We start from the raw sequence: 19,480 nt of genomic DNA, 5'->3' as shown, positions 1-19,480 counted from the left end.
GGGCGAGTGTCCCGGGTGGGCGTTCGGCCTGGTCGTGGAGGAGGTCTCGCACCTCCATCCCATTCCGTGGTCAGCGGCGTGACCCGTGGGCTCCCGGGCCGACTCCCCCTCGGACACACAGCTGAGACCCCTGTTCATCAGGGGCCTTTCGCATCTCCGGGTCCGTGCTCCGTCCGTCCGCGTTCCCGTTCCGGTCCTGCCATGCGGCGCGGTGCGCGTGGGCCGTGGATTCGGCGCGGTGTTGGGCACTCGCGGGGACCGGCAGGCGACACAGGGCGTCGAGTGTATGCAGCATACGGTCGGCGAAGCGGTGGCCCAGTGGGGTGAGCCGGTCCGAGGCCAGGGTCACGAGCGTCGCCTCCCGGGCCGCCAGGCGCCAGCGCGCGAACTGGACGTGCGCCTCCGCCCGCAGCCCGGGGTCCGGCTCCGTCTCGCGTCGGCGAGCCCAGAAGCGAGCCACGCCGAGATGGGCGTACGCCCCGTGGAAGAGACCGAGCAGGGGCCGCGGGTCGGGGCGCCAGGGTGCGTAGAAGCGCTCCGGGCCGCCGGGCTCCAGCAGGTCGAAAAGGTGCAGCACCGCCGCGAACTTGTTGTGCTGCATCTCGTGTGTCACGGTCACCGCGAACCCCGTCGCCGTCGTCGGCCGGGACATCGCCACACACCCGAACGTCTCCGCGCTGCTCCCGCTCACGGTTCCACGGCCCGGGTTCGTCAGCGGCACCAGGAGGCGGCCCCCCGCCGCCAGTTCCGCGTACAGCTCCGGATGGTCCGCGTGCAGCAGCCCACAGGCCTCTTGCGCCACCGCCGACCAGCGGCGCACCTCGTCGGCGCCCAGGCCGTCGGGGCAGCGCACCGCGTTCGGGAAGCCCGGCTGGTCCAGGACGTCCAGCAGCAGCGGGACGCCGGAGTCGAGGGTGGTGAGCAGGTGTGCGCCGTGCCAGCGGCCCTCGCTGCGGTACGGAGACGCGGGCACCGTCACGGGAGCGTCGTCGGGGGATTGTCCGTCCAGCGTGATCCGGGCCCGGCCGGCCGCGTCGATGCGCACCTCGGCCCGGCCCCCGGAGCCGGCCCCGGGGAAATGGGCCCGGCCGAGCGAGGGCAGCGCCACCCAGGGCCCGTCCACCGGCCACTCCACCCGTCCCGGCAGCCCCGCGCGTACCGCCGCGGCCGCGGCCAGCGCCGTGTACCAGCTCACCGGCGACCGCTCCGGATCCTCCCCCCGCGTCAGGTGCGCGAGCAGCCCGAACAGGGCGGGCCCCGCCGCCGGGTGGGTCAGAACGGCCGCCGTCGCGTCGGGAGCCGCGCGCGTGGCGGCGGTGAACAGCTCCCAGGCGCGCCCGGCCTCCTCGGCCACGGAGCCGCTGGCCTCACGGGCGGCGGCCGTCACCGCGTACGCGCAGGCCAGGCGGCGGCTGTGCTCGGCGCGGGCCAGCAAACGCAGGGACCCGGCCCCGCCACCGCCCGCGGCGACCGCGTCGAACAGCGCGCCCGGCATACGATGCGGCAACGGCGTCATGCCACCTCCGCGCCCGTCGCACCCGGTTCCTGCCATCGTCCCGGTGCCGGGCTTCGCCCCTGATCGGGTGGTGGGGCGTGTTCCCGCGCGGGATGCGAACCTTGCCGTCCGTCGGCCGACGGCCCCTGCCCCGGAGTCGGGCCCCGCTCCTCACGCGGAGCCGAACGCCACCCCACCCCGGAAGTCGCCCGCCACCTCTCCCGCGGCCCTCCGGCCCTGGGCGCCGGGCCCGCACCCGGGTCCGCCCCCACCAGGCCCGTACCCACCAGATCCGTCCTCAGCCGGTGCCGTACCCGGCCGATGAGTTCCGTCAGTTCGGCGCAGTAGACGCTGGGGTTGGCGAACCCCGTGGCGTGGCGGTAACGGGTCGCGTAGTGGCCGCCGCCGCACACCCGGTGCAGCGGGCAGGCCCGGCACTCGGCGCACAGGCCGTCGGCGCCCCACTGGCGGGCCGCGACGCCGGGGTGGTGCAGGAGGTCGTCGAAGGAGTCGCGCCGGATGTCGAGTCCGGTGCGGGCGGCGCCGTCGTAGGCGGTGCGCAGGGTGTCGTCCTGGGCGAGGGAGCCGTCCGTCTCCACGACCGCGTACCGCACGGGGGACAGGCCGAGCGACTCCGTCTGCGGGGTGCCGCCGAGCAGGAGCGCGAGCAGGTCGTCGAGGAGCCGTACGCGGGTCTCCCGGGCCGGGGCGCCGTACCAGCGCTCGAAGACGCCCCACAGCCAGTCCGCGTAGGGGGTGTGCCGTCCGACGGGGTCCAGTCCCGGCGGCGGGGTGTGCCAGTTGCCCAGGGGGAGGAGGAAGTCGATCGCGGGCGGCCGGTGGACGAGGAGGTCCTCGTAGGCGCGTACCGGGTCGTTGCGCAGGTCGATCGTGCACAGCAGTGCGCCGAACAGCGGGCGGTAGGCATCCTCGGCGAGGAGGCGCAGCGCCCTTTGCACCCGGCTGTGGCTGCCGCGGCCGTCCGCGCCGCGCCGGTGCCGGTCGTGCGCGGCACGCCCCCCGTCGGTGCTCACGCCGATGCGCAGGCCCAACTCGCCGCACAGGTCGAGGCGTTGCCGGGTCAGTCGTACACCGTTGGTCTGCAACGAGAGGTGAAGTCGCACGCCGTCACCGACCGTCGCACGCAACACCCGTACCGTACGCGCGAGTTCGGCGTCGGCGACGAGGAGGGGCTCGCCGCCGTGCAGGACCACCCCCGCCTCGGTCAGCCCGTGCGCGGACAGGTGTGCGGCGATGCGTTCGGCGGTGCGGGCCACGGTCGCGGGGGCCATCGTGCGTGGCTGGGTGCGCCAACTCTGGTCGTGCGAGCGGTACATGTAGCAGTAGTCGCAGGCCAGGTCGCAGCGGCTGTGCACTTTCAGGACGAAGGAGTGGAACGGGTACGGCACCCAGCCCGCGGCCTGTGATGCCTCCACGTCGGCGGCCCTCGGCCAGGGCGGCTCGGCATGGCGCAGTGGCGGTCGACTCATCCGCTTCCCCCCGAAGGCGTACGCAGCGGACCCGGCCCGGCACGGTCCGCGGCGCACTCCGTCCGACCAGTATTCGTTCGTGGCGCGTCCAGCGTCAACATCACGAATGAGTCAACGGGCGAGCCAACATCCACCGTGCGAGCGGGAGTTGGCACCAGCCGGAGAGCTCTGGCCGCTGCCGCCGGGGCGGGCCGCGGCGCTACGCTGAAAGTGACATCCCGTAGCCTGCCGCACGCGCAGGCGCCCGGAGGGCCGCCACGGCGGCCCACGAGACCTCATGGAGTGGCCACCATGGCAGCAGCCGAAGGCGTCGCCCCTGGTGAGGCCCGCACGGGCGGGGGCGGCGAGCCGGCGCCCGACGTCGAGTCCGTCGTCCTGGACCTCACCGTACTCGCGCCCGAGGACGTCGCCGCCCTGCCGGAGTCCGTCCTCGGCGCGGTACTGCGCCGGGTGTACGCCGGCTGCGCGGAGGGCGACCCGTTCGTCACCGGGCACAAGGAGAGCGCATGAGCGCCCGGTGCGCGGCGCGCCCCTATACTGACACCCTCGTACGTCCGTTTTGTCGGTATTCGCCCTTGGTTTATTTGCCCTTGGTTCCGTCCTTCCCTGTCGCGCCGCGCCGAGCGGAGAGGTCATGCCAGACGTCAACCCCCTTGACCGGCCAGGTCCGTTCGCCGTCTTTCTCGCCACCTCCGAGAACCTCGGCCTGAGCACCACCCTGCGCAACGCCGCCGACGTCCTCGCCGAGGCGAACCGCAGCGTCCTCCTCGTCAACGGACGCTCCGGCGCCGTCGGCCCGCCCGCACCGCTGCTCCCACCCGAACCCGGCCGGGTCCACACGCTCACCACCGGCGGCCCGTCGCTGGCCGCTCTCGCGGAGAACCCCGTCGCCGCCTCCTACGACCATGTCCTGATCGAGGCGCCGGTCCCCGACACACCCGAAGCAGCGGAGGCGACCCGGCCGGCCGCCTACGCCGACGCGCTCGTCGTCTGCTTCGCCATGACGGCCTGGTCCATCGACGGAGCCGCCGCCCTCGCCGAGGACCTGACGGCGCGCCGGGCCGGCCGCCCCGTCCGGCTGCTCACCCTCGGCCTCAAGAGCGACGTCGGCGTCCACGACCGGCTGCGCAACGCGCGTGAGCGGGTACGCCGGAAGTTCGGCCCGATCGCCCGCACACTCGGGGAGGGCGACATCCCCTTCCTGGAGATCCCGTACAACCCGATGTACCAGGACAGCCGCAGCCTCGCCGTCGAGGCCGAGGACGCCGGAACCGTCACCGGCCTGCGCCCCTACTACGAGCGGCTCGCCGACTGGCTGCGCGACCGCCGCACCACGCGGCTGACCGATGTCACCGTCGTCCACTCCGCCCGCCACGCGCCCTGGGCCGCCTGGGTGCGCGACCGGCTCGCCGCCCAAGGAGTGCGCACCGAACTGCGCCGCGCCGACACCTACACGGGCGAACGCCCCGATCCCGGCGGCGCCCTGCTGTTCCTCTCGCCCGACGACGCCGACGAGACGCTCCTCGCCCAGATCGGCGCGCTCTCCCACACCGACGTACGCATCGTGCTGGTCGACGAGCCGTTCCCGCACACCGAGGCCGCGCACCACGAGCGGATCGACCTGCGCGGCACCACCGAGGAGGAGGCGCTGCGACTGCTGTACACGGGCCTCGGCCTCGGCACCCTCGAGCACGCCGCCCCCCGCGGCGCGGCGCGCTTCCCGCGCCTGCCCGAGACCACCAATGTCACCGCGCGCGGCGGCGGTTTCGTCGACCGGGGCGACCTGCTCGCCCGGCTCGACGACGAACTGCGCACCGCCGGCCTCGACGGCACCTGCCTGGTGCTGCACGGGCCCAGCGGCTGGGGCAAGAGCGATGCCGCGCACGAGCTGTGCCACCGCTACGGTGCCGGCTACGACGTCGTGTGGTGGGTGCGCTCCTGGGAGCGGCAGCGGGTCGAGCGCGGCCTCGCCCGGCTCGCCGACCGCCTCGGCAGCCCCGAGGAACGGCTCGGCACCGACGGCGACGACGCCGGCGTCTCCCGGCTGCTGACCAGACTGTCCCGACCCGACGACGACCTGGGCAGCTGGCTTCTCGTCTACGACGGCGTCACCGACCCCGCCTCCCTGTACGGACTGCTGCCGGTGCCGCACGAGCGCGGCCACGTCCTCATCACCAGCCGCCTTCCCCCGCAGTCCGAGAGCCCGGCGGACACCCCCCACACGGTCGGCGTCCCCGAGACCCGCCCACCGCACCTGACCCCCTTCCCCATCCCCCCGATGACCCCCGAGGAGAGCCGCGCGCTGCTCGCCGACCGGGTGCCGGAGATCACCGAGCAGCAGGCCGGACAGCTCGGCAGCGTCGTGGACTTCGTCCCGCACGCCCTGCACCTGGCCGCCCACTGCCTCGCCGAGCGCGCCGCGGTCCACCGCCGCGACGACCACATGAACCCCGACGCCGCCCTGCGTGACGCCGTCGGTGACGTGCTCGCCGAGTACCGCGCCGGCAAGACCGAACTCCTGCGCCACACCGAAGGCGCGTCCCCGGTCGCCGTGATGGTCCGCGTCGCCCGGCGCGTCGTACAGTCCACCCCGGGCGCCGCCGCCTGGCGCGCGGAGAGCCCCGAACTCGACGCCCTCGGCTGGCTGCTGGACGCCGCGTCCCTGCTCACCGGCCGCGGCATGGGCCTGGAACTGCTGCGCTCGCGCCGCATCCTGTCCGAGCTGGCCCGCGACGACGACGCCGACCAGCCGCGCACCCCCGGCACCCGCCACCCCGACGACGTACAACTGCCCGACGAGCACATGGTGAGCGTCGCCCTGTGGGCCCTCGCCCAGGTCGGCCTCCTCGACGTCGACTTCGACCGCGCCGAGCAGCCCCTCGCCCAGCACCACGGCCTGCGCGACCTGATCCGGGCCGGCATGGGCGACGCGGAACGCCGCCACATCGAGTCGGTGCTGCGGGGCATCCTCGCCGAGTACGCCCCGCAGGAGCACCAGGAGCTGCCCGCCGACTGGGCCCGCGAGGTGTACTCACTGAGGCTGTGGGAAGACCCCCGGCCCCGGGTGCGCCGCTCGCTGCTGCGCCACCTCGGCGCCCTCGGCCAGCGCGCCGAGTCCGCCGACCTCGACCGGCTCCTGGAGATCGCGGGACACGCCCGCGACTGCTGGCGCGCCGACGGCGACGAGCAGTCGCCCGAGTACCTTCGCCTGCTCAACTTCACCGCCCGCGCCCACCGCCTGCGCGGCGACTACGACACCTCCCGCCGGCTCGCCCAGGAAGCCCTCGGTGGCCACCGCAGGCTCCTCGGCATCACCCACCCGCGCACCCTGCTGTCCGCCGACTCCTACGCCGCCACCCTGCGCACGCTCGGCCGGTTCGACGACGCCCTGCTGCAACTGCGCCCCGCCCTCGAGGGGTTGGAGCTGCTGCTCGGCTGGAAACACCCCGCCACCATCCAGGTCGAGCACAACGTCGCCCTCACCGAGGCCCTCACCGGCCGCGTCGCCCGCGCCCTGACCCGGCTCCAGGAGCGCTTCCGCTACCGGCAGGCGGTCGGCGGGACCGACGACGAAGTCGCCTGGGACAGCGCCGACCTGCTCGCCTACCTCTACCGCTCCGCCGGCCGCACCGGCGAGGCCCACGACCTGCTGCGCCAGCGGCTGCGCCGGTACGGCGACACCTGGGACGGCGAGCGGCTGAAGATCGAGGTGGGCCTCGCCGTCAGCGAACGCCGCCTCGCCGACGGCTTCCCGGCCGTCAAGGACCCGCGTTACGGCTACGAACTCGCCCACGAACGCGACCGGCGGGCGCTGCGCCTGTACATCGGCCGCTTCGGCGCCGACCGGTTCGACACGCTGCGCTGCCAGTTCAGCTACGCCGCCGACCTGCACGCCCTGGGCAAGGCCGACGAGGCCGAACAGCAGGCCCGGCAGTGCGGGGACACCCTCGCCCGGCGGTTCGGCGCGGGCCACCCGTACACCGCGTTGTGTCAGGTGCGCCACGGTGTCTATCTGCGTGCCACGGGCGAGCTGCGGCTGGCGGAGGAGGTGGGCCGCAGCGCCCTGAACCTCCTCGGCCACAAGCTGGGCCAGGCCCACCCCTGGGTGGCCGCCGCGGAGAACTCCCTCGCCGCGTCCCTCGCCGCCGACGGCCGCCCGGACGAGGCGGCCGTACTGGCCGGGGCCGCGCTGACCCGGCTGCGCGACCTCGGCGTCGCGCACCGGCCCGACGGACGCCGGGTGAGCCAGCACCTCGACCGGCTCACCGCCACCGATCCGGCCCGCCCGTCACCCCCGTCGGGCTACGACATCGACCTGGAACTGCCCGACGTGTAGCGCACCGCCGGTGCCGACCGGCCGCACGCAGCCCCGCACTCACCCACTGAAAGGCGAGCATCCGTGGCAGCCCCCGCACCCCACCGCACCGACACGCTGAAGGAGTCCCACTGGACCGGCAAGCGCCACGGCCGGATCACCGCGCTGTGCGAGGAGGAGGTCGCGGGGACACCCCAGATCCGCTCCCTGTCCCACTACAGCAACGGCATCCTCGACTTCACCGTCTTCCGCTTCCCCCGCGCCCCGCTCAGCAGCCTGGTCACCGAGCTGGGCGAAGAGGACGCGAGCGAGGCGCTGCCCGGCAGCCGGCTGCTGCTGTGCGCCCAGGACCTCGGCGCGGTCCTGCGGCCGCTGGGCACCGGCGAACTGATGCGCACCGTCGTCGGCAACGCGCGCGGCGGCCTGTGGGGCGGACGCGCCCGCCCCGGCGAGTTCCTGGCCGCGGTGACGGACCTGCCCGACGGCGTGCCGGCCATGGACGCCGCCATGAACCACCTCGTCACCCGCATCCGCACCGAGGTCCACTCGCTGCCCGACGAGTTGCCCGGGGGCGACCCCCAGGCCAAGGCGCACCTGCGCACGGGAGCGGGGCCCGAGGGCCCGCACGTCGACTTCGGAACGGCCGCCGAACCGGACGCCGTGTACGAGGAGCGGCTCAGAGGGCTGTGGCGCACCCATGTGAACACCACCGACCTGCAGTACGCCGGCTACTACCGCGACTGGAGCCTGGTCTGCGTCGGCGACGTCTTCGACGCCCACGAACTCGGCCCGCGCTTCATCGGCGTGAGCGTCCGCACCCGGCGCACCGCCTACCGCGACCTCTCGCGCAGTCTGCGCGGCCACCTGGTCCGCCTCACCGACGCACTCGCCCTGGTCGCTCCGCCCGTTCCCGGCCGTGCCCCCGTGGACCGGCTCGTCCTCGACGTACAGGAGGGCGCCGTGTACGTCCACTGGACCTCGCCCGGCGCCTTCGTCCTCGGCGTCACCCTCGACCAGCGGCAGGTCGACAACGCCGAACGCCGACTGTGGGGCCTGGCCGGAGCCGTCGGCGGCGTCACGACACCGCCGGCCCGTTGAACCACCGTACGGCCATCGCGTCGATCCGCCGTACGGCCATCCCGTCGAAACTCCGGACGGCCGGACGGCTCACGGCACGCCGGCCGCGCTGAGGGAGCCCCACACCTCCTCCGCGAGGATTTCCACGGTGCGCGCCGGCGTCAGCGGATGCCGGTGCTCGGCGCCACCCAGCAGATGCACCGGCAGCACCTCGACCGCGCACTCGTACTCCCGGCAGATCCGGCGCAGTTCGCTCAGCTGGAGCTCGGTCGGCGCACCCGGCATCGCGCTGCGCGCCCACGCCGCGACCGCACCCCGGAAGTCCTCCGTCAGCTCCCGCACCAGCGTGGCGCAGCCCAGGACGCTGAGATCCGCGGGCGTCGCCGCGGCCCGCCGGTTCACCGCCCGGCCGGCCACCCGCCGCGTCACCGTCTCCAGCATCGCCAGCGCGTCACGGAACCTGCGCCGCACCGGAACAGGCAACTCCGCGACACCGCCGTCCGGTTCACCCGCGGGCCACGCCGTCGCCGCCGACGGGACGGCCGCCCCCGGCTGCGCCTCCGCGGTCAGCGCCGCGAGAGCGCGACGCAGCTCGTCGAGGTGGGCCGTCTGCTGCTGCTCCAGGTCGCGGCGCATCCGCTCGCCCAGCTCGGCGAGATCGCCCTCCCGCTGCTCCTCCACCAGGCGCCGCTCCAGTTGCAACAGCGCCTCGTGCACGCTCTGCGCGAACCCGCCCTGCCGGTACACCAGCGGCCGTGAGCCGATCGACCGGCCGAGCCGGTCCTGCATCGCCTGCGACACCAGCCCGTTGACCACCAGCAGCGCCTCGAACCGCCCCGGACGTACCGCGCTGCGCAGCCCTTGTACATGGGTCGCGATGCGTTCGGCGTCGCCGGCGAGCAGCACCGACCGGGTGTGGATCACCGCCAGGTACGCGTTCGGGGCGGGCGACAGCCAGTGGACGACCTCGTCCAGGCCGCCCGGTGAACGCGACAGCCGCGCCGGCACCGGATCGCGCGAGGCGATCCGCCACTGCCCCAGGTCCAGCGCGTCGTGCACATCGTTGAGGACCTGCCGGTACGACACCTGCTCGTGCAGCTGCCGTACCGCCTTCAGCACCGTCGCCCCGGTCACCTGACGCACCACCAGGACCCGAGGGCTCTCGGAGTCGTCCGGATCCCCGGTGTCCCCGGTGTCGTCGGGATGCTCGGGCTCCTCGCTGAGCTGCCATGCCAGCCGGCACACCTTGAGCACCTCGCGCGGCACGCCCTCGGTCAGCTCGTGCAGCAGCCGCAGCGCCTCCTCCTCGAACGGTCCCGTGGCCGGCGTCCCGGCGGCGGCCCCCTCCCCGCTCGCCGCGAGGTACTTCGCCACCAGCTCCCGGGTGTGCTCGTCGCTCAGGCCCGTCGGCCACAACTGCACCACCCGCTCGTGCATGCTCGGCCGCAGCGCCCGCAGCCCCTCGGGCGAGGTGCAGAACACCAGCAGACCGCCATGGCTCGTGTAGATGTTGACGAGACGTTCGAAGGCGTCCATGAAGGTGCGCCGGCTCTCCTCCGGCCAGTCCAGCACCTTCTCCAGAGAGTCGAGCAGCAGCACGTACGCGGTGCCGACCCGGCCGTGCAGGAAGCCCTGCACCGCCAGCGCGTCGAACACCCGGTCGATCCCGGCCGCGTTGCCCGACCCGCCGCCGGACGGGCCGATCGCCTCGGTGATACCCCGCTCGCGCAGCGGCTCGGCCGGCTCCTCGCCACCGAGCCAGTTCCACACCATCCGCTTGAACGGCGCCTCCAGCAGCAGCGCCAACGCGGTCGCGAACCTGCGATGCTCCGTGACCTCGCCGAGCGTGCCCCGCAGATCGGCGTGGATCACCTCGGGGTCGTAGCGCAGCGCCGCCACCACCTTGTCCGGATCCAGCGCGCGTTCGCGCAGCCCGGTCGCGATCTCCTGGAGCGTGTCCCGGCGCGGATCGTCGTCCTGCGCACTCACCCAGCCCGCCGTCACGTACGCGTAGTAGTCCCGCACCAGCTCCTCGAAGGCCTGACGCCCCTGCGCCGAGTCGCCGGGACCGCGCAGCCGGTCGCGGTACAGGCGCCCCATGTCCTGCGCCGGCTCGTCCACGATCCACATCGCCGCCTCGGGATGCCGTTCGCGCACCGTCTGGTACGTCCGCCGCAGCGCATGGCTCTTGCCCAGGCCGAACCCGCCCACCAGGGCTACGGCCCGGCCGCGCCGACCGGGCGCGGCGGGTGGCGCGAAGTAGTCGTCGACGAGCGCCCGAAGGTCCTCGACGAGCGGGGTGCTGATGTGGGCGTTGCCCGAGTCGGCCCCCCGCACCGCCGGGTTTCCCAGGTCGGACGCCGGACCGAGGCGCACGACCGGGATCTGCGGGAAGGGGTTCTCGTGCCAGAGGTCTCCACTGTCTAGGGCCGCGTTGGTGTCTGGGGCCACGATGGCACTCCTCGTGTGTCCGGTTTCGGCGTTCCGAGCGGCGGGCGGATGCGGGGATCGCTGGGGGCGGGAATCGCGGGGACCGCGGGAAGACGCGGGGGTGCTGGGCCGGGTCAGGAGCCCGGCGGGGCATCGTGCCGTCTGGGCGGTGGGACGACGGCGGACGGATTGCGGGCCATGGCCGTCACATCCAGAGCGGGGGCGCCGAGGTCGGCCGCGGTGACCTGGACCTCGCCACCCGTGCGTCTCCGCTCCTCCGCGATGCTGAAGTACCTCTTGCGCAACTGCCGTACGTCGGAGGTGAGCCACTCCCTGGAGTGGCTCGGCGCGTCGGGGTCGGGGTGCTCGCCGCGGACGGCGGACTGACTGAACTTCACGGTGTCCTCCGAGGTGAGGCTGCCGAGTTTCAGATGGGTGAGGGCCGTGTCGGGCCAGACTTCCTCGACCACTTCGTGCGCCCTCTCGGGATCGTGGTGACACACCTCGACGAACAGTACGATCCGGCTCCGCGCATGTTTCAGACAGGTCCTCAGGAAGTCCGTGCGAACGGATCCCATGTCGTCCCGCCAGTCCATGTGCGGCACCAGGACCAGCAGCAGCGCGTCCTGCTGCGCGAGCAGCCTGCTGAGCCCCAGGAACGCCTGGTGGACGTCCTGTTCGGTCCGCACCCGCTGCAACGCCTTGTCCGGGAAGTGGCCGCCCAGCTCTTCGACGATCTTGTTGCGGAGGGCGGTGTTGATGTCCTGGGTCGAGGCGAACTGCCCCCGAGCGTCCGTGCTGATGCCGTTCGCGCGGTTGTCGTACCCGCCGGTCATCGCCACATACGGGCGGGGCGGCCGGATGACCCCCGGCCGCCCGGAGTTCGGCGGTGCCAGCCGGGCGAAGTGCTCGAGCCGCTGCCGGGCGAGATGTACGCACCGGTGGATCAGGGTGGTCTTGCCCATGCCGACCGGACCGGTCACCACCACCAGGTGCCCCATGTCCACCTTCGGCAGGATCATCTCCGGCAGCCGTTCCAGACACTGCTCGAACTGTTTCACCTGATCCAGCGCGTGATCGACGTCCACCCACTGACCGGCGTGGCTCTCCTCCGCCCACGGCACCAGCGGATGGTCGTCCAGCAGCGGCGGCGGCAGCCACGGCAGCCTGTCCTTGCTGCCCGGCACGTACACGCCGTACGGGTTGTCCTGAACCGGCCGGGTCATACGGCCGCTCCCGGCTCGAGACGGCGTACCCGCCACTCGCGTACCGTGCGCCAACCCCAGTGCGCGACACCGCGGTCGAGGCCGGACACCGAGCGCGGCACGCGGTCCACGGCATCGCCCGCCGCCCGCGCCTCACGGGCGCGGTCCTCCGTACCGAGCACCAGGCCCTCACGCGACGAGGGCAGCGGCTCCGCCAGCGGAAGCCCCTCGACGGCCAGCCCCGCGGCCCGCCGCCGCGCCGCCGGTCCCGGCACCTGGAACAGCGTCCCGGCCAACGCCTCACGCGCCGACCGGACGGCCGCGTGGTCCGCGTCCGCATCATCCTCGTAGGCGGCCAGATACGCCCGCGCCGCCCCCCTGAACGCCGCCTCGTCGGTCCGCAACCGCTGCCGCAGCTGCCGTCGTTCGGACGAGACACGCTCGGACAACTGACCGCCCAGGGTGAGCAGCGCACCCACCGCCAGCACGGGCAGCCCCTTCAGGAACGTCACGAACCAGCCGTCGCCGTCGGAGCCCTGCGCGGCCGGCTCCCGGGAGTCGGCCCCGGCCGCCATCAACGCCGAACAGGCCCGCGAGAAGTCCTTCTCACGCCGCTCGGCCCACCGCTGGAGCGTCATGCGCCCGCCGGACCCCACGGGGCGAACCGAGTCCTGCCCCGCCGCTCCGCCCGGCACGAGCAGCCCCAGGGCCACCGCGGCCGCGACGAGATCGTCGCGATGCGCGGCGGCCAGACAGTACACCAACTGCACGTCCCGCTCCCCGGACGCCGCCGCAGTGGCGGACCACGGAGCGGCGGACGCCGGAGCGGTCGCGGCGGCCAGCAGCAGCGCCGCCCCGCACACTGCCGCCCCGCGGACCGCCGTGAACCCGTGGACGCGGCGAGCAGGGGACCGTGACCCGCGCGGCGGTGCGGTGGCGCGCTCCGTCGGCCGGATGCCGGGCGCGCGGCCACCGTTCGGTGCCCCCCGCCGACCGTGTCCCGTCCCCTGCCTCATACGCCTCTCCCCGTCCGGCCGCCCCGTGGCACCGGTGCTTCGTATGATCCGTCGGTTCCGTCGGCCCCGTCGGCCCTGTCGACATCGCTGACTTCGTACGACCCTCGCCGCCGGGGACCGCCCACGCCCCCCGGCCGCCGCCCGCCGCGGTTACGCGACCGACTTCTCGTCCGCCCCCCGCCGGTCGTGCCGGGAGTGACGCGCATCGGCCGCGCCGAGTTCCCCACGGGCGAGCGGCCACCGCAGCCGGGGCGAACGGGCCAGCAGCGCCTGGGAGGCGCCGTGCAGCACGTTCACCGTGACGACGGCAGGGCCCACCGTGGCGGCCGTACCGGGGAAGTCACGTTCCAGGGTCAGCGCGATCAGCACGGCCGTGATGCCGTTCTGCTGTCCCAGGCCCAGCGCGATCCGGTCACGGCGCTCCAGACCACGTACGAACAGCGGCATCACCCCAAGGGCCACCACCGCCTGCGCCCCGAACGCCGCCGCACCCAGAACGAATCCCGGCCACCACGACACCCCGTGCGCGAGCAGCAGTCCGAGCGCCAGGAACGCGGCGAGGAACGCACCACCCACCGCACGCTCCAGGGCCCTGCCGAGGACCGTGGAACGCACCACCAGCCCAGCCAACGCCACCGCGAGCATCAACTGCCGCGCCGCCGCGAGCACCAGCATCGCCACCACGAGCAGGACCGTCGCGGCGCCCTTCGTCCGCCGGGCGGACCCGGTGTCGGGCACCCGGCCCGCCACCCGACGCCCCGCCCACCACAGCAGCGACACCCCGGCCAGCAACGCGGCGTTGAGACCGAGCCCGGTCAGATATCCGCCCCCGCCGCCGCCCGCGACCTCGGGCGCACCCTCGTGTCCCGCGGCCGTGTACGCGTATCCCGCGAGGTACAGCGTCAGCAGCACCGTCATCGGATCGTCGAACGACGCCCACGCCGACAGCAACGACCGCGCACGCGGCGACATCCGCCCGCCGCGGCCGAGCGCGGCGACGGACAGCGGATCGATCTGGGCCACCGCGATACCGAGCACCAGCGCCTCGGGCCGGCGGAAGACGAGCAGCATCGTCCCGGCGATCAGCCCCGCCTTCAGCACCACACCCACGGTCACGGCGGCCAGCACACCCGTCAGGTCGGCACGCAGCGCCTTGAGATCGATCGCGTACGTGCTCCCGTACAGGCCGACGGCGAGCAGCAACCCGGCGCCGAACAGGTAGCCGCCCGAGTCCACCAGGGCCGAGGTGTCCACCACCAGCCCGACCAGCACACCGGCGAGCAGCGTGCCCGCCGCGCCCAGCACGACGGTGGGAACCGACTCCGGCAGCCACCGCAGACGGGCGCGTCCCGGTGTCGCCATGGCTCGTCCCCCCTCCGTCGTGGGCCCGCACGGTCTCCGGCACGGCCGAGGACGCATCGCACACACGGCACCCGCGGCCGCCGCGCGTCCGTAGCCGTGGGGCAGGTGAATCGTAGGGGTCCGTGATACCGCGCCGGAAGCACGACACCAGCCTCGAGTACGGCAGTTGACGTTCCTGCCCCCGGATGGTCGCGCGGGACGGCACCGTTGCCGCACCGCCTTGTATGCACGATGCCCTTCACAGGGCATCACCGAACACGGAGCGGCGGGAAGCGGCCGTATCCGGTCGGTTTCTGCCGGAGTCCCTCGGTGTTCCGGCGGTGTTCCTGGTGTTCCCGCAATGTCCTGCAGGTTCCGGCGGTGTCTGGTCCAGGGCGTCATTCGAACTGGCTGGGTGAGGGCGCGGGCGACTTCCCGGCGAGCACGTCCTTCAGACGCTGGGTGCCGAACAGCACCGCGTCCCCCGTGCTGTCGTGATCGACGCCGTCCACACCGCCGTTGGTGACCGTGATCGCGTTCGGGCCGACCTGCACGGCGGCGACGTCCAGGGCGAGGGTGACGGGCGTACCGCCCGTGCTGCCCTGCACCGTCACGGTCACGGCCTGCCGGACATCGCTCCCCTTCGGCAGGGGTGCCGCCACGACCTGAACGGTCCGGTCGCCTTCGGAGCTGTTCACGGTGAACTGGTCGCACTTGGTGGGGAGGCTCTTCAGCCAGGGCAGCGACTTGTCGAGGTCGTCCTTGCTGTAAGCGGCGACCTGGTAGAGGAGACGGGAGTTGCCCTCGGTGAATCCGGTGAGCGCCGAGGCCCCGGACGGCTTGCCCAGGAGGTCCTCGTCGTAGAGGCCGTCGATCAGACGCTGGCAGTCGGCGGCGGCCGATTTGTCGGTGGTGAACGCGGACGCGTCGACCTTGCCGGTGAGCAGTGAGCTGTGCCAGGTGTCGGCGTCCTTGGCCTGGGTCCACCCGTCCTCCAGGAATGCCGCGGTGATCAGCGCGGTCTGCGCCTGGGCCTTGGTGAGGGCCGCCGTGGCTGTCGGGGTCGGGGTCGGGGACTTCTTGGCCGTGTCGGCCTCCCTGGTCTCTCCGGCCTCCTTCGCCACGGGGGACGCGACCACGTCCGGGCCGCCCGCGTCACCGCCGTGACCGTCCGAGCAGGCGGCCGTGGTCAGCAGCGTGCCGACGGCCAGAGCCGAGGCGAGGGCGCGGACGGGGCGGGACGGACGAGGGGTCATCACGGATGCCTCCTGAGGAAGTGGATGTTCCACCGAGGTGCTTGGTGTTCGCTCCCTTCACCACGGCACCACCGGCCCCGGCGGGCGACCAGTGCACGGCGCCGAAAGGGTGAACGCGCGCCGGACCTGAACCCCGCACTCCGCGCGCCGGCTCCCCAACCCGCGCCCCCGGCTCCCCACTCCCCGCCCCGACTCCCCGCTCCCCTCAGCCCGCGCTCCCGGAGCCCCCTCGGCCCGCGCCGCCACCGGGTGACGTCACTCGCACCCTGCGGCTGCCGCAGTCGGGGCAGACCGCCTCGGACAAGGGCGTTCTGACGGCCCGGCCCTCCTCGTCGACGTACTCCTGGGTGGTGAGTCCCGAGGCGTCGGTCGGGTCGGTGAAGAACATGACGCGGAACACGGTCTCCCAGACGTGCCCGCAGTCGCCGCAGGTGAACGCGAACGTCTCGGACACCGGTCCGGGATCCGCGTCGGACATGGACATGCGTACGGTCCTCTCGCCGACGCCGCTCCTCAAGCGCACTCCGCGCGCCGCGCCCCTGCAACTCGAACGCCACGCCCGGCAGGCCGCCGCCCGGCCCCCGCCCGACACTGACGCAGAACGAGCCGGACCGGACCGGAGCGGACCGGACCGGACCGGACCAGAGCGGACCGGACCAGAGCGGACCGGTCCGGAGCAGAGCCGACCGGAGCGGACCAGAGCGGACCGGTCCAGAGCAGAGCCGACCGGAGCGGACCAGAGCGGACCGGAGCGGAGCAGAGCCGACCGGAGCGGACCGGAGCGGGGGCTCGGGCCGAGTGGCCGAAGGAGTGCGGATGCTGCCCGGAATTCTCGCCAGGGCCATGGAGTTGCTGCTCGCCCGCGAGGGACGGTCACTGCACCTGAGGGCCGCCGGCGGCGCCCTCACTGCGCTCCTCGTCGTGATGCTCCTCGGGTCGTGGGCCGTCGTGGCCGCCGAGGAGGGCGCGCGTCACGCCAACCTGACCACGTACCCGAGGGCGCTGTGGTGGTCGATCGAGACCGCGACAACTGTCGGCTACGGCGACTTCTTCCCCGTGACACCGTGGGGGCGGGTCGTCGGCTCGGTGGTGATGATCGTCGGGATCACGACGTACGGAATGGTCACCGCGGCGCTCGCGACCTGGTTCGTCCGCCGTGAGCGGGACCGTCGGGGACGCGCGCACCGCGTGGCGGACGAGGCCGCGCGCGCCCTGCACGAGCGTTTCGACCGGCTGGAGCGGTTGCTCGCCGACGCCGGCCGGCACGACGAGGGCCGGACACAGGGCCCCCGCAGGCCGTGAGGCGCCTGGCCGCGCCGGAAATTCCGAGGTGACAGGCGGCCGTGGCACGGCATCATGGCTGTCCCGCCGCCCTGGCACCCGGGGCGGGACACGGGACGGCGCCCGTGGCCGCACGCACGGCCTGCGTCGGAGACACGACCACCACCGGGGGCTCCTGTGACCGTGACGAACATCCTGCTGTCCGGCGTCGTCGGCTCGACCGCGTACGGACTCGCCCGCGAGGGCTCCGACGTGGACCGGCTGGGCCTGTTCGCGACCCCCACCGATGACCTGCACGGCCTGCGCACACCGAAGGAGTCCCACGTCAGCACGGCACCGGACCGCACGCTGCACGAGGCCGCCAAGTGGTGCCGGTTGGCCCTCGGCGGCAATCCGACCGTGATGGAACTCGCCTGGCTGCCCGACGAGTTGTACGAGGTCCGCACCCCGCTGGGGGACGAACTCATCGCGATCCGCGCGTCGTTCCTGAGCGCCCGACGGGTCCGCGACGCCTACCTCGGCTACGCCACCCAGCAGTTCAGGAAGCTGCAGAGCCGCGGCGACGGATCGTTCTCCTCCGACACCCGCAAACGGACCGCCAAGCACGCCCGCCACCTGAAACGACTGTGCGCACAGGGTTACGAGCTCTACGCGACCGGCCGGTTGAGCATCCGGGTCGAGGACCCCGAGAGCTACCACCGCTTCGGCGAGCAGGCCGCGGCCGACCCCGTGACCGCCCTGCCCCTGTTGCGCCGGTTCGAGGAGGACTTCCAGGAGACCCGCAGCGTGCTGCCGGAGCAGCCGGACGAGGCGGCGGCCGACGCATGGCTGCGACGGGTGCGGGCGCACTTCTACGCGGCTGCCGGTTGACGGTGCCTGGTCGGCGGTGCCTGGTCGGCGGTGCGAGAAAACCGCGTGACCCGGCGTCGCGGCGCTCCCCGCACTCACAGCGCATCACGCGCCGCCGAACGGTACGGCGGCGCGTCGTCGTGACGAGTGAAATACAACCGTTGCACAGGGCCCCCGCGGCCCTCCCCTCGCAGGTCACAGACTGTCCGGCCGGTGCGCGCCCCCGCCCGGCCCCCTCGTTGTGCGCTGCCTCCCTCGGGCGACCCTGCCGGATGTCTTGACGCGCCTGTCTCCCGAGGTTTAACTCACGTCCTAAATTAAGCCATGAGGGGCTTCGGGAGTCGAACGGGGTGTCGCTTCCGCGGTCTGCCTCGGGGTCACGACTCCAGGAAAGGGACACCAGGAGCCATGCGTAGCATCCGAGCCGCGGCCGTAGGCGCCGTCACCATGTCACTCGCCCTTGCCGCCTCGGCCTGCGGAGGCGGATCGGCGACGGGCGGCGGGTCCAACGACTCGCCGAAGACGCTCACTTACTGGGCCTCCAACCAGGGCGCCAGCATCGAGGTGGACAAGAAGGTCCTCCAGCCCGAACTCGACAAGTTCGAGAAGCGGACCGGAATCAAGGTGAAACTGGAGGTCGTCCCCTGGTCGGACCTGCTGAACCGGATCCTCACCGCCACCACCTCCGGCCAGGGCCCCGACGTCCTCAACATCGGCAACACCTGGAGCGCCTCGCTCCAGGCCACCGGGGCGCTGCTGCCGTGGGACGCGAAGAACTTCGAGAAGATCGGCGGCAAGGACCGCTTCGTCGGCTCGGCGCTCGGCTCGACGGGCGCACAGGGCAAGGACCCTGCCGCGGTGCCGCTCTACTCGATGGCGTACGCGCTCTACTACAACAAGAAGATGTTCGCCGACGCCGGCATCGCGAAGCCGCCGGCCACCTGGGACGAGCTGATCGCCGACGGCAAGATGCTCTCCAAGGGCGGCAAGTGGGGCATCGGCGCGGAGGGTTCGAACCTGTCGGAGAACATCCATCACGCCTTCGTCTTCGCCAAGCAGCACGGCGCCGACTTCTTCACCGCCGACGGCAAGCCCGACTTCACCTCCGACGGCGTGGTCACCGCCGTCAAGCAGTACGTCGACCTGATGGCGACCGACAAGATCATCGCGCCGGGCAACGCCGAGTACGCCCAGAACCAGTCCGTCAGCGACTTCGCCAAGGGCAAGAACGCGATGCTGCTGTGGCAGTCGGCGTCCGCCAACCTCACGTCGCAGGGCATGAGTGAGGACGACTACGGCATCGCCCCGGTGCCCGTGCAGTCCGGGACGCCCGGCGCGGGCACGAACGTCAACTCGATGGTCGCCGGCATCAACCTGGCCGTCTTCAAGAACACCGACAACCTCGACGGCGCCACCGAGTTCGTGAAGTTCATGACGAGCGACGCGGAACAGAAGGTCCTCAACACCGCGTACAGCTCCATCCCGCCGGTCGCCACCGCGCAGGCGGACGCCGCCTTCAACACCCCCGCCAACGCCGTCCTGAAGGACACCCTCGCGGAAAGCGCCGCCGCGCTGCCACAGGTCGCCGACGAGTCCCAGTTCGAGACGGCCGTGGGTACGGCGATCAAGGACCTGTTCGCCGACGCGGCCGCCGGACGCCCGGTCACCGCCGACTCGGTGAAGGCCAAGCTCGAAAAGGCCCAGCAGCAGATGCCGGCGAAGTGA

14 protein-coding genes are annotated in these 19,480 nt (G+C 73.1%); 6 read left to right on the top strand and 8 right to left on the bottom strand.

Annotated elements, in window-relative coordinates; genetic code table 11:
* Nucleotides 1–70 precede the first annotated feature (70 nt).
* Both ACFY16_RS17915 and ACFY16_RS17910 read right to left on the bottom strand, forming a co-directional pair.
* Nucleotides 71–1,516 carry an HEXXH motif domain-containing protein gene (locus tag ACFY16_RS17915; RefSeq protein WP_390648053.1) on the bottom strand — a complete coding sequence of 482 codons (1,446 nt, stop codon included), beginning with the start codon at nucleotides 1,514–1,516 and terminating at the stop codon, nucleotides 71–73.
* Nucleotides 1,513–2,985 carry an FxsB family cyclophane-forming radical SAM/SPASM peptide maturase gene (locus ACFY16_RS17910; RefSeq protein ID WP_390648052.1) on the bottom strand — a complete coding sequence of 491 codons (1,473 nt, stop codon included), beginning with the start codon at nucleotides 2,983–2,985 and terminating at the stop codon, nucleotides 1,513–1,515. Before ACFY16_RS17910 ends, ACFY16_RS17915 begins: the two co-directional genes overlap by 4 nt.
* Nucleotides 2,986–3,276: 291 nt before the next feature.
* Here ACFY16_RS17910 and fxsA point away from each other — a divergent pair, with 291 nt between their 5' ends.
* From fxsA to ACFY16_RS17895, 3 genes are all read left to right on the top strand, one after another.
* Nucleotides 3,277–3,495, top strand: a complete 219-nt coding sequence (gene fxsA, locus ACFY16_RS17905; RefSeq protein ID WP_390648051.1) for an FxSxx-COOH cyclophane-containing RiPP peptide — start codon at nucleotides 3,277–3,279, stop codon at nucleotides 3,493–3,495.
* Between the two features lie 124 nt (nucleotides 3,496–3,619).
* Complete coding sequence (fxsT, locus tag ACFY16_RS17900; RefSeq protein WP_390648050.1) at nucleotides 3,620–7,321, top strand: FxSxx-COOH system tetratricopeptide repeat protein; 3,702 nt, start codon at nucleotides 3,620–3,622, stop codon at nucleotides 7,319–7,321.
* Nucleotides 7,322–7,384: 63 nt separating this feature from the next.
* A complete protein-coding gene (locus ACFY16_RS17895; protein WP_390648049.1) occupies nucleotides 7,385–8,398 on the top strand; it encodes a hypothetical protein in 1,014 nt (337 codons plus the stop codon).
* A 69-nt stretch (nucleotides 8,399–8,467) separates the two neighbouring features.
* Here the strand turns inward: ACFY16_RS17895 and ACFY16_RS17890 are convergent, their stop codons facing one another.
* The 6 genes from ACFY16_RS17890 to ACFY16_RS17865 all read right to left on the bottom strand — a co-directional run bounded on the left by ACFY16_RS17890 (nucleotide 8,468) and on the right by ACFY16_RS17865 (nucleotide 16,109).
* A complete protein-coding gene (locus ACFY16_RS17890; RefSeq protein WP_390648048.1) occupies nucleotides 8,468–10,828 on the bottom strand; it encodes a hypothetical protein in 2,361 nt (786 codons plus the stop codon).
* 113 nt (nucleotides 10,829–10,941) lie between these two features.
* Entirely contained in the window at nucleotides 10,942–12,033 is a 1,092-nt protein-coding gene (locus ACFY16_RS17885; RefSeq protein ID WP_390648047.1) for an AAA family ATPase, read from the bottom strand.
* Nucleotides 12,030–13,028, bottom strand: a complete 999-nt coding sequence (locus ACFY16_RS17880; RefSeq protein ID WP_390648046.1) for a hypothetical protein — start codon at nucleotides 13,026–13,028, stop codon at nucleotides 12,030–12,032. Before ACFY16_RS17880 ends, ACFY16_RS17885 begins: the two co-directional genes overlap by 4 nt.
* 150 nt (nucleotides 13,029–13,178) lie before the next feature.
* Nucleotides 13,179–14,390, bottom strand: coding sequence for a hypothetical protein (locus ACFY16_RS17875; RefSeq protein ID WP_390648045.1), 1,212 nt, complete (start codon nucleotides 14,388–14,390; stop codon nucleotides 13,179–13,181).
* Between the two features lie 377 nt (nucleotides 14,391–14,767).
* Nucleotides 14,768–15,625, bottom strand: a complete 858-nt coding sequence (locus ACFY16_RS17870) for a hypothetical protein (protein WP_390648044.1) — start codon at nucleotides 15,623–15,625, stop codon at nucleotides 14,768–14,770.
* A 205-nt stretch (nucleotides 15,626–15,830) separates the two neighbouring features.
* Nucleotides 15,831–16,109: a hypothetical protein gene (locus tag ACFY16_RS17865; RefSeq protein WP_390648043.1), complete on the bottom strand. Its 279-nt coding sequence runs from the start codon at nucleotides 16,107–16,109 to the stop codon at nucleotides 15,831–15,833.
* A gap of 332 nt (nucleotides 16,110–16,441) precedes the next feature.
* Here ACFY16_RS17865 and ACFY16_RS17860 point away from each other — a divergent pair, with 332 nt between their 5' ends.
* The 3 genes from ACFY16_RS17860 (at nucleotide 16,442) to ACFY16_RS17850 (ending at nucleotide 19,480) form a co-directional block, all read left to right on the top strand.
* A complete protein-coding gene (locus tag ACFY16_RS17860; RefSeq protein ID WP_390648042.1) occupies nucleotides 16,442–16,927 on the top strand; it encodes a potassium channel family protein in 486 nt (161 codons plus the stop codon).
* A 156-nt stretch (nucleotides 16,928–17,083) separates the two neighbouring features.
* On the top strand, nucleotides 17,084–17,776 hold the full coding sequence (locus ACFY16_RS17855) for a DNA polymerase beta superfamily protein (RefSeq protein ID WP_390648041.1): 693 nt from the start codon (nucleotides 17,084–17,086) through the stop codon (nucleotides 17,774–17,776).
* 387 nt (nucleotides 17,777–18,163) lie between these two features.
* Nucleotides 18,164–19,480 (top strand): ABC transporter substrate-binding protein, encoded by a 1,317-nt coding sequence (locus ACFY16_RS17850; protein ID WP_390648040.1) that lies wholly within the window; start codon nucleotides 18,164–18,166, stop codon nucleotides 19,478–19,480.

It is taken from the genome of Streptomyces sp. NPDC001315 (genome assembly GCF_042896175.1).
GTDB lineage: Bacteria > Actinomycetota > Actinomycetes > Streptomycetales > Streptomycetaceae > Streptomyces.
This window is presented reverse-complemented; position numbering and strand designations above follow the sequence as displayed.

Bases quoted from the DNA above. Each gene is read 5' to 3' on its own strand.
- ACFY16_RS17915 (WP_390648053.1), bottom strand. From the start codon at position 1,516: ATGACGCCGTTGCCGCATCGTATGCCGGGCGCGCTGTTCGACGCGGTC.
- ACFY16_RS17910 (WP_390648052.1), bottom strand. From the start codon at position 2,985: ATGAGTCGACCGCCACTGCGCCATGCCGAGCCGCCCTGGCCGAGGGCC.
- fxsA (WP_390648051.1), top strand. From the start codon at position 3,277: ATGGCAGCAGCCGAAGGCGTCGCCCCTGGTGAGGCCCGCACGGGCGGG.
- fxsT (WP_390648050.1), top strand. From the start codon at position 3,620: ATGCCAGACGTCAACCCCCTTGACCGGCCAGGTCCGTTCGCCGTCTTT.
- ACFY16_RS17885 (WP_390648047.1), bottom strand. From the start codon at position 12,033: ATGACCCGGCCGGTTCAGGACAACCCGTACGGCGTGTACGTGCCGGGC.
- ACFY16_RS17880 (WP_390648046.1), bottom strand. From the start codon at position 13,028: ATGAGGCAGGGGACGGGACACGGTCGGCGGGGGGCACCGAACGGTGGC.
- ACFY16_RS17875 (WP_390648045.1), bottom strand. From the start codon at position 14,390: ATGGCGACACCGGGACGCGCCCGTCTGCGGTGGCTGCCGGAGTCGGTT.
- ACFY16_RS17870 (WP_390648044.1), bottom strand. From the start codon at position 15,625: ATGACCCCTCGTCCGTCCCGCCCCGTCCGCGCCCTCGCCTCGGCTCTG.
- ACFY16_RS17865 (WP_390648043.1), bottom strand. From the start codon at position 16,109: ATGTCCATGTCCGACGCGGATCCCGGACCGGTGTCCGAGACGTTCGCG.
- ACFY16_RS17860 (WP_390648042.1), top strand. From the start codon at position 16,442: ATGCTGCCCGGAATTCTCGCCAGGGCCATGGAGTTGCTGCTCGCCCGC.
- ACFY16_RS17850 (WP_390648040.1), top strand. From the start codon at position 18,164: ATGCGTAGCATCCGAGCCGCGGCCGTAGGCGCCGTCACCATGTCACTC.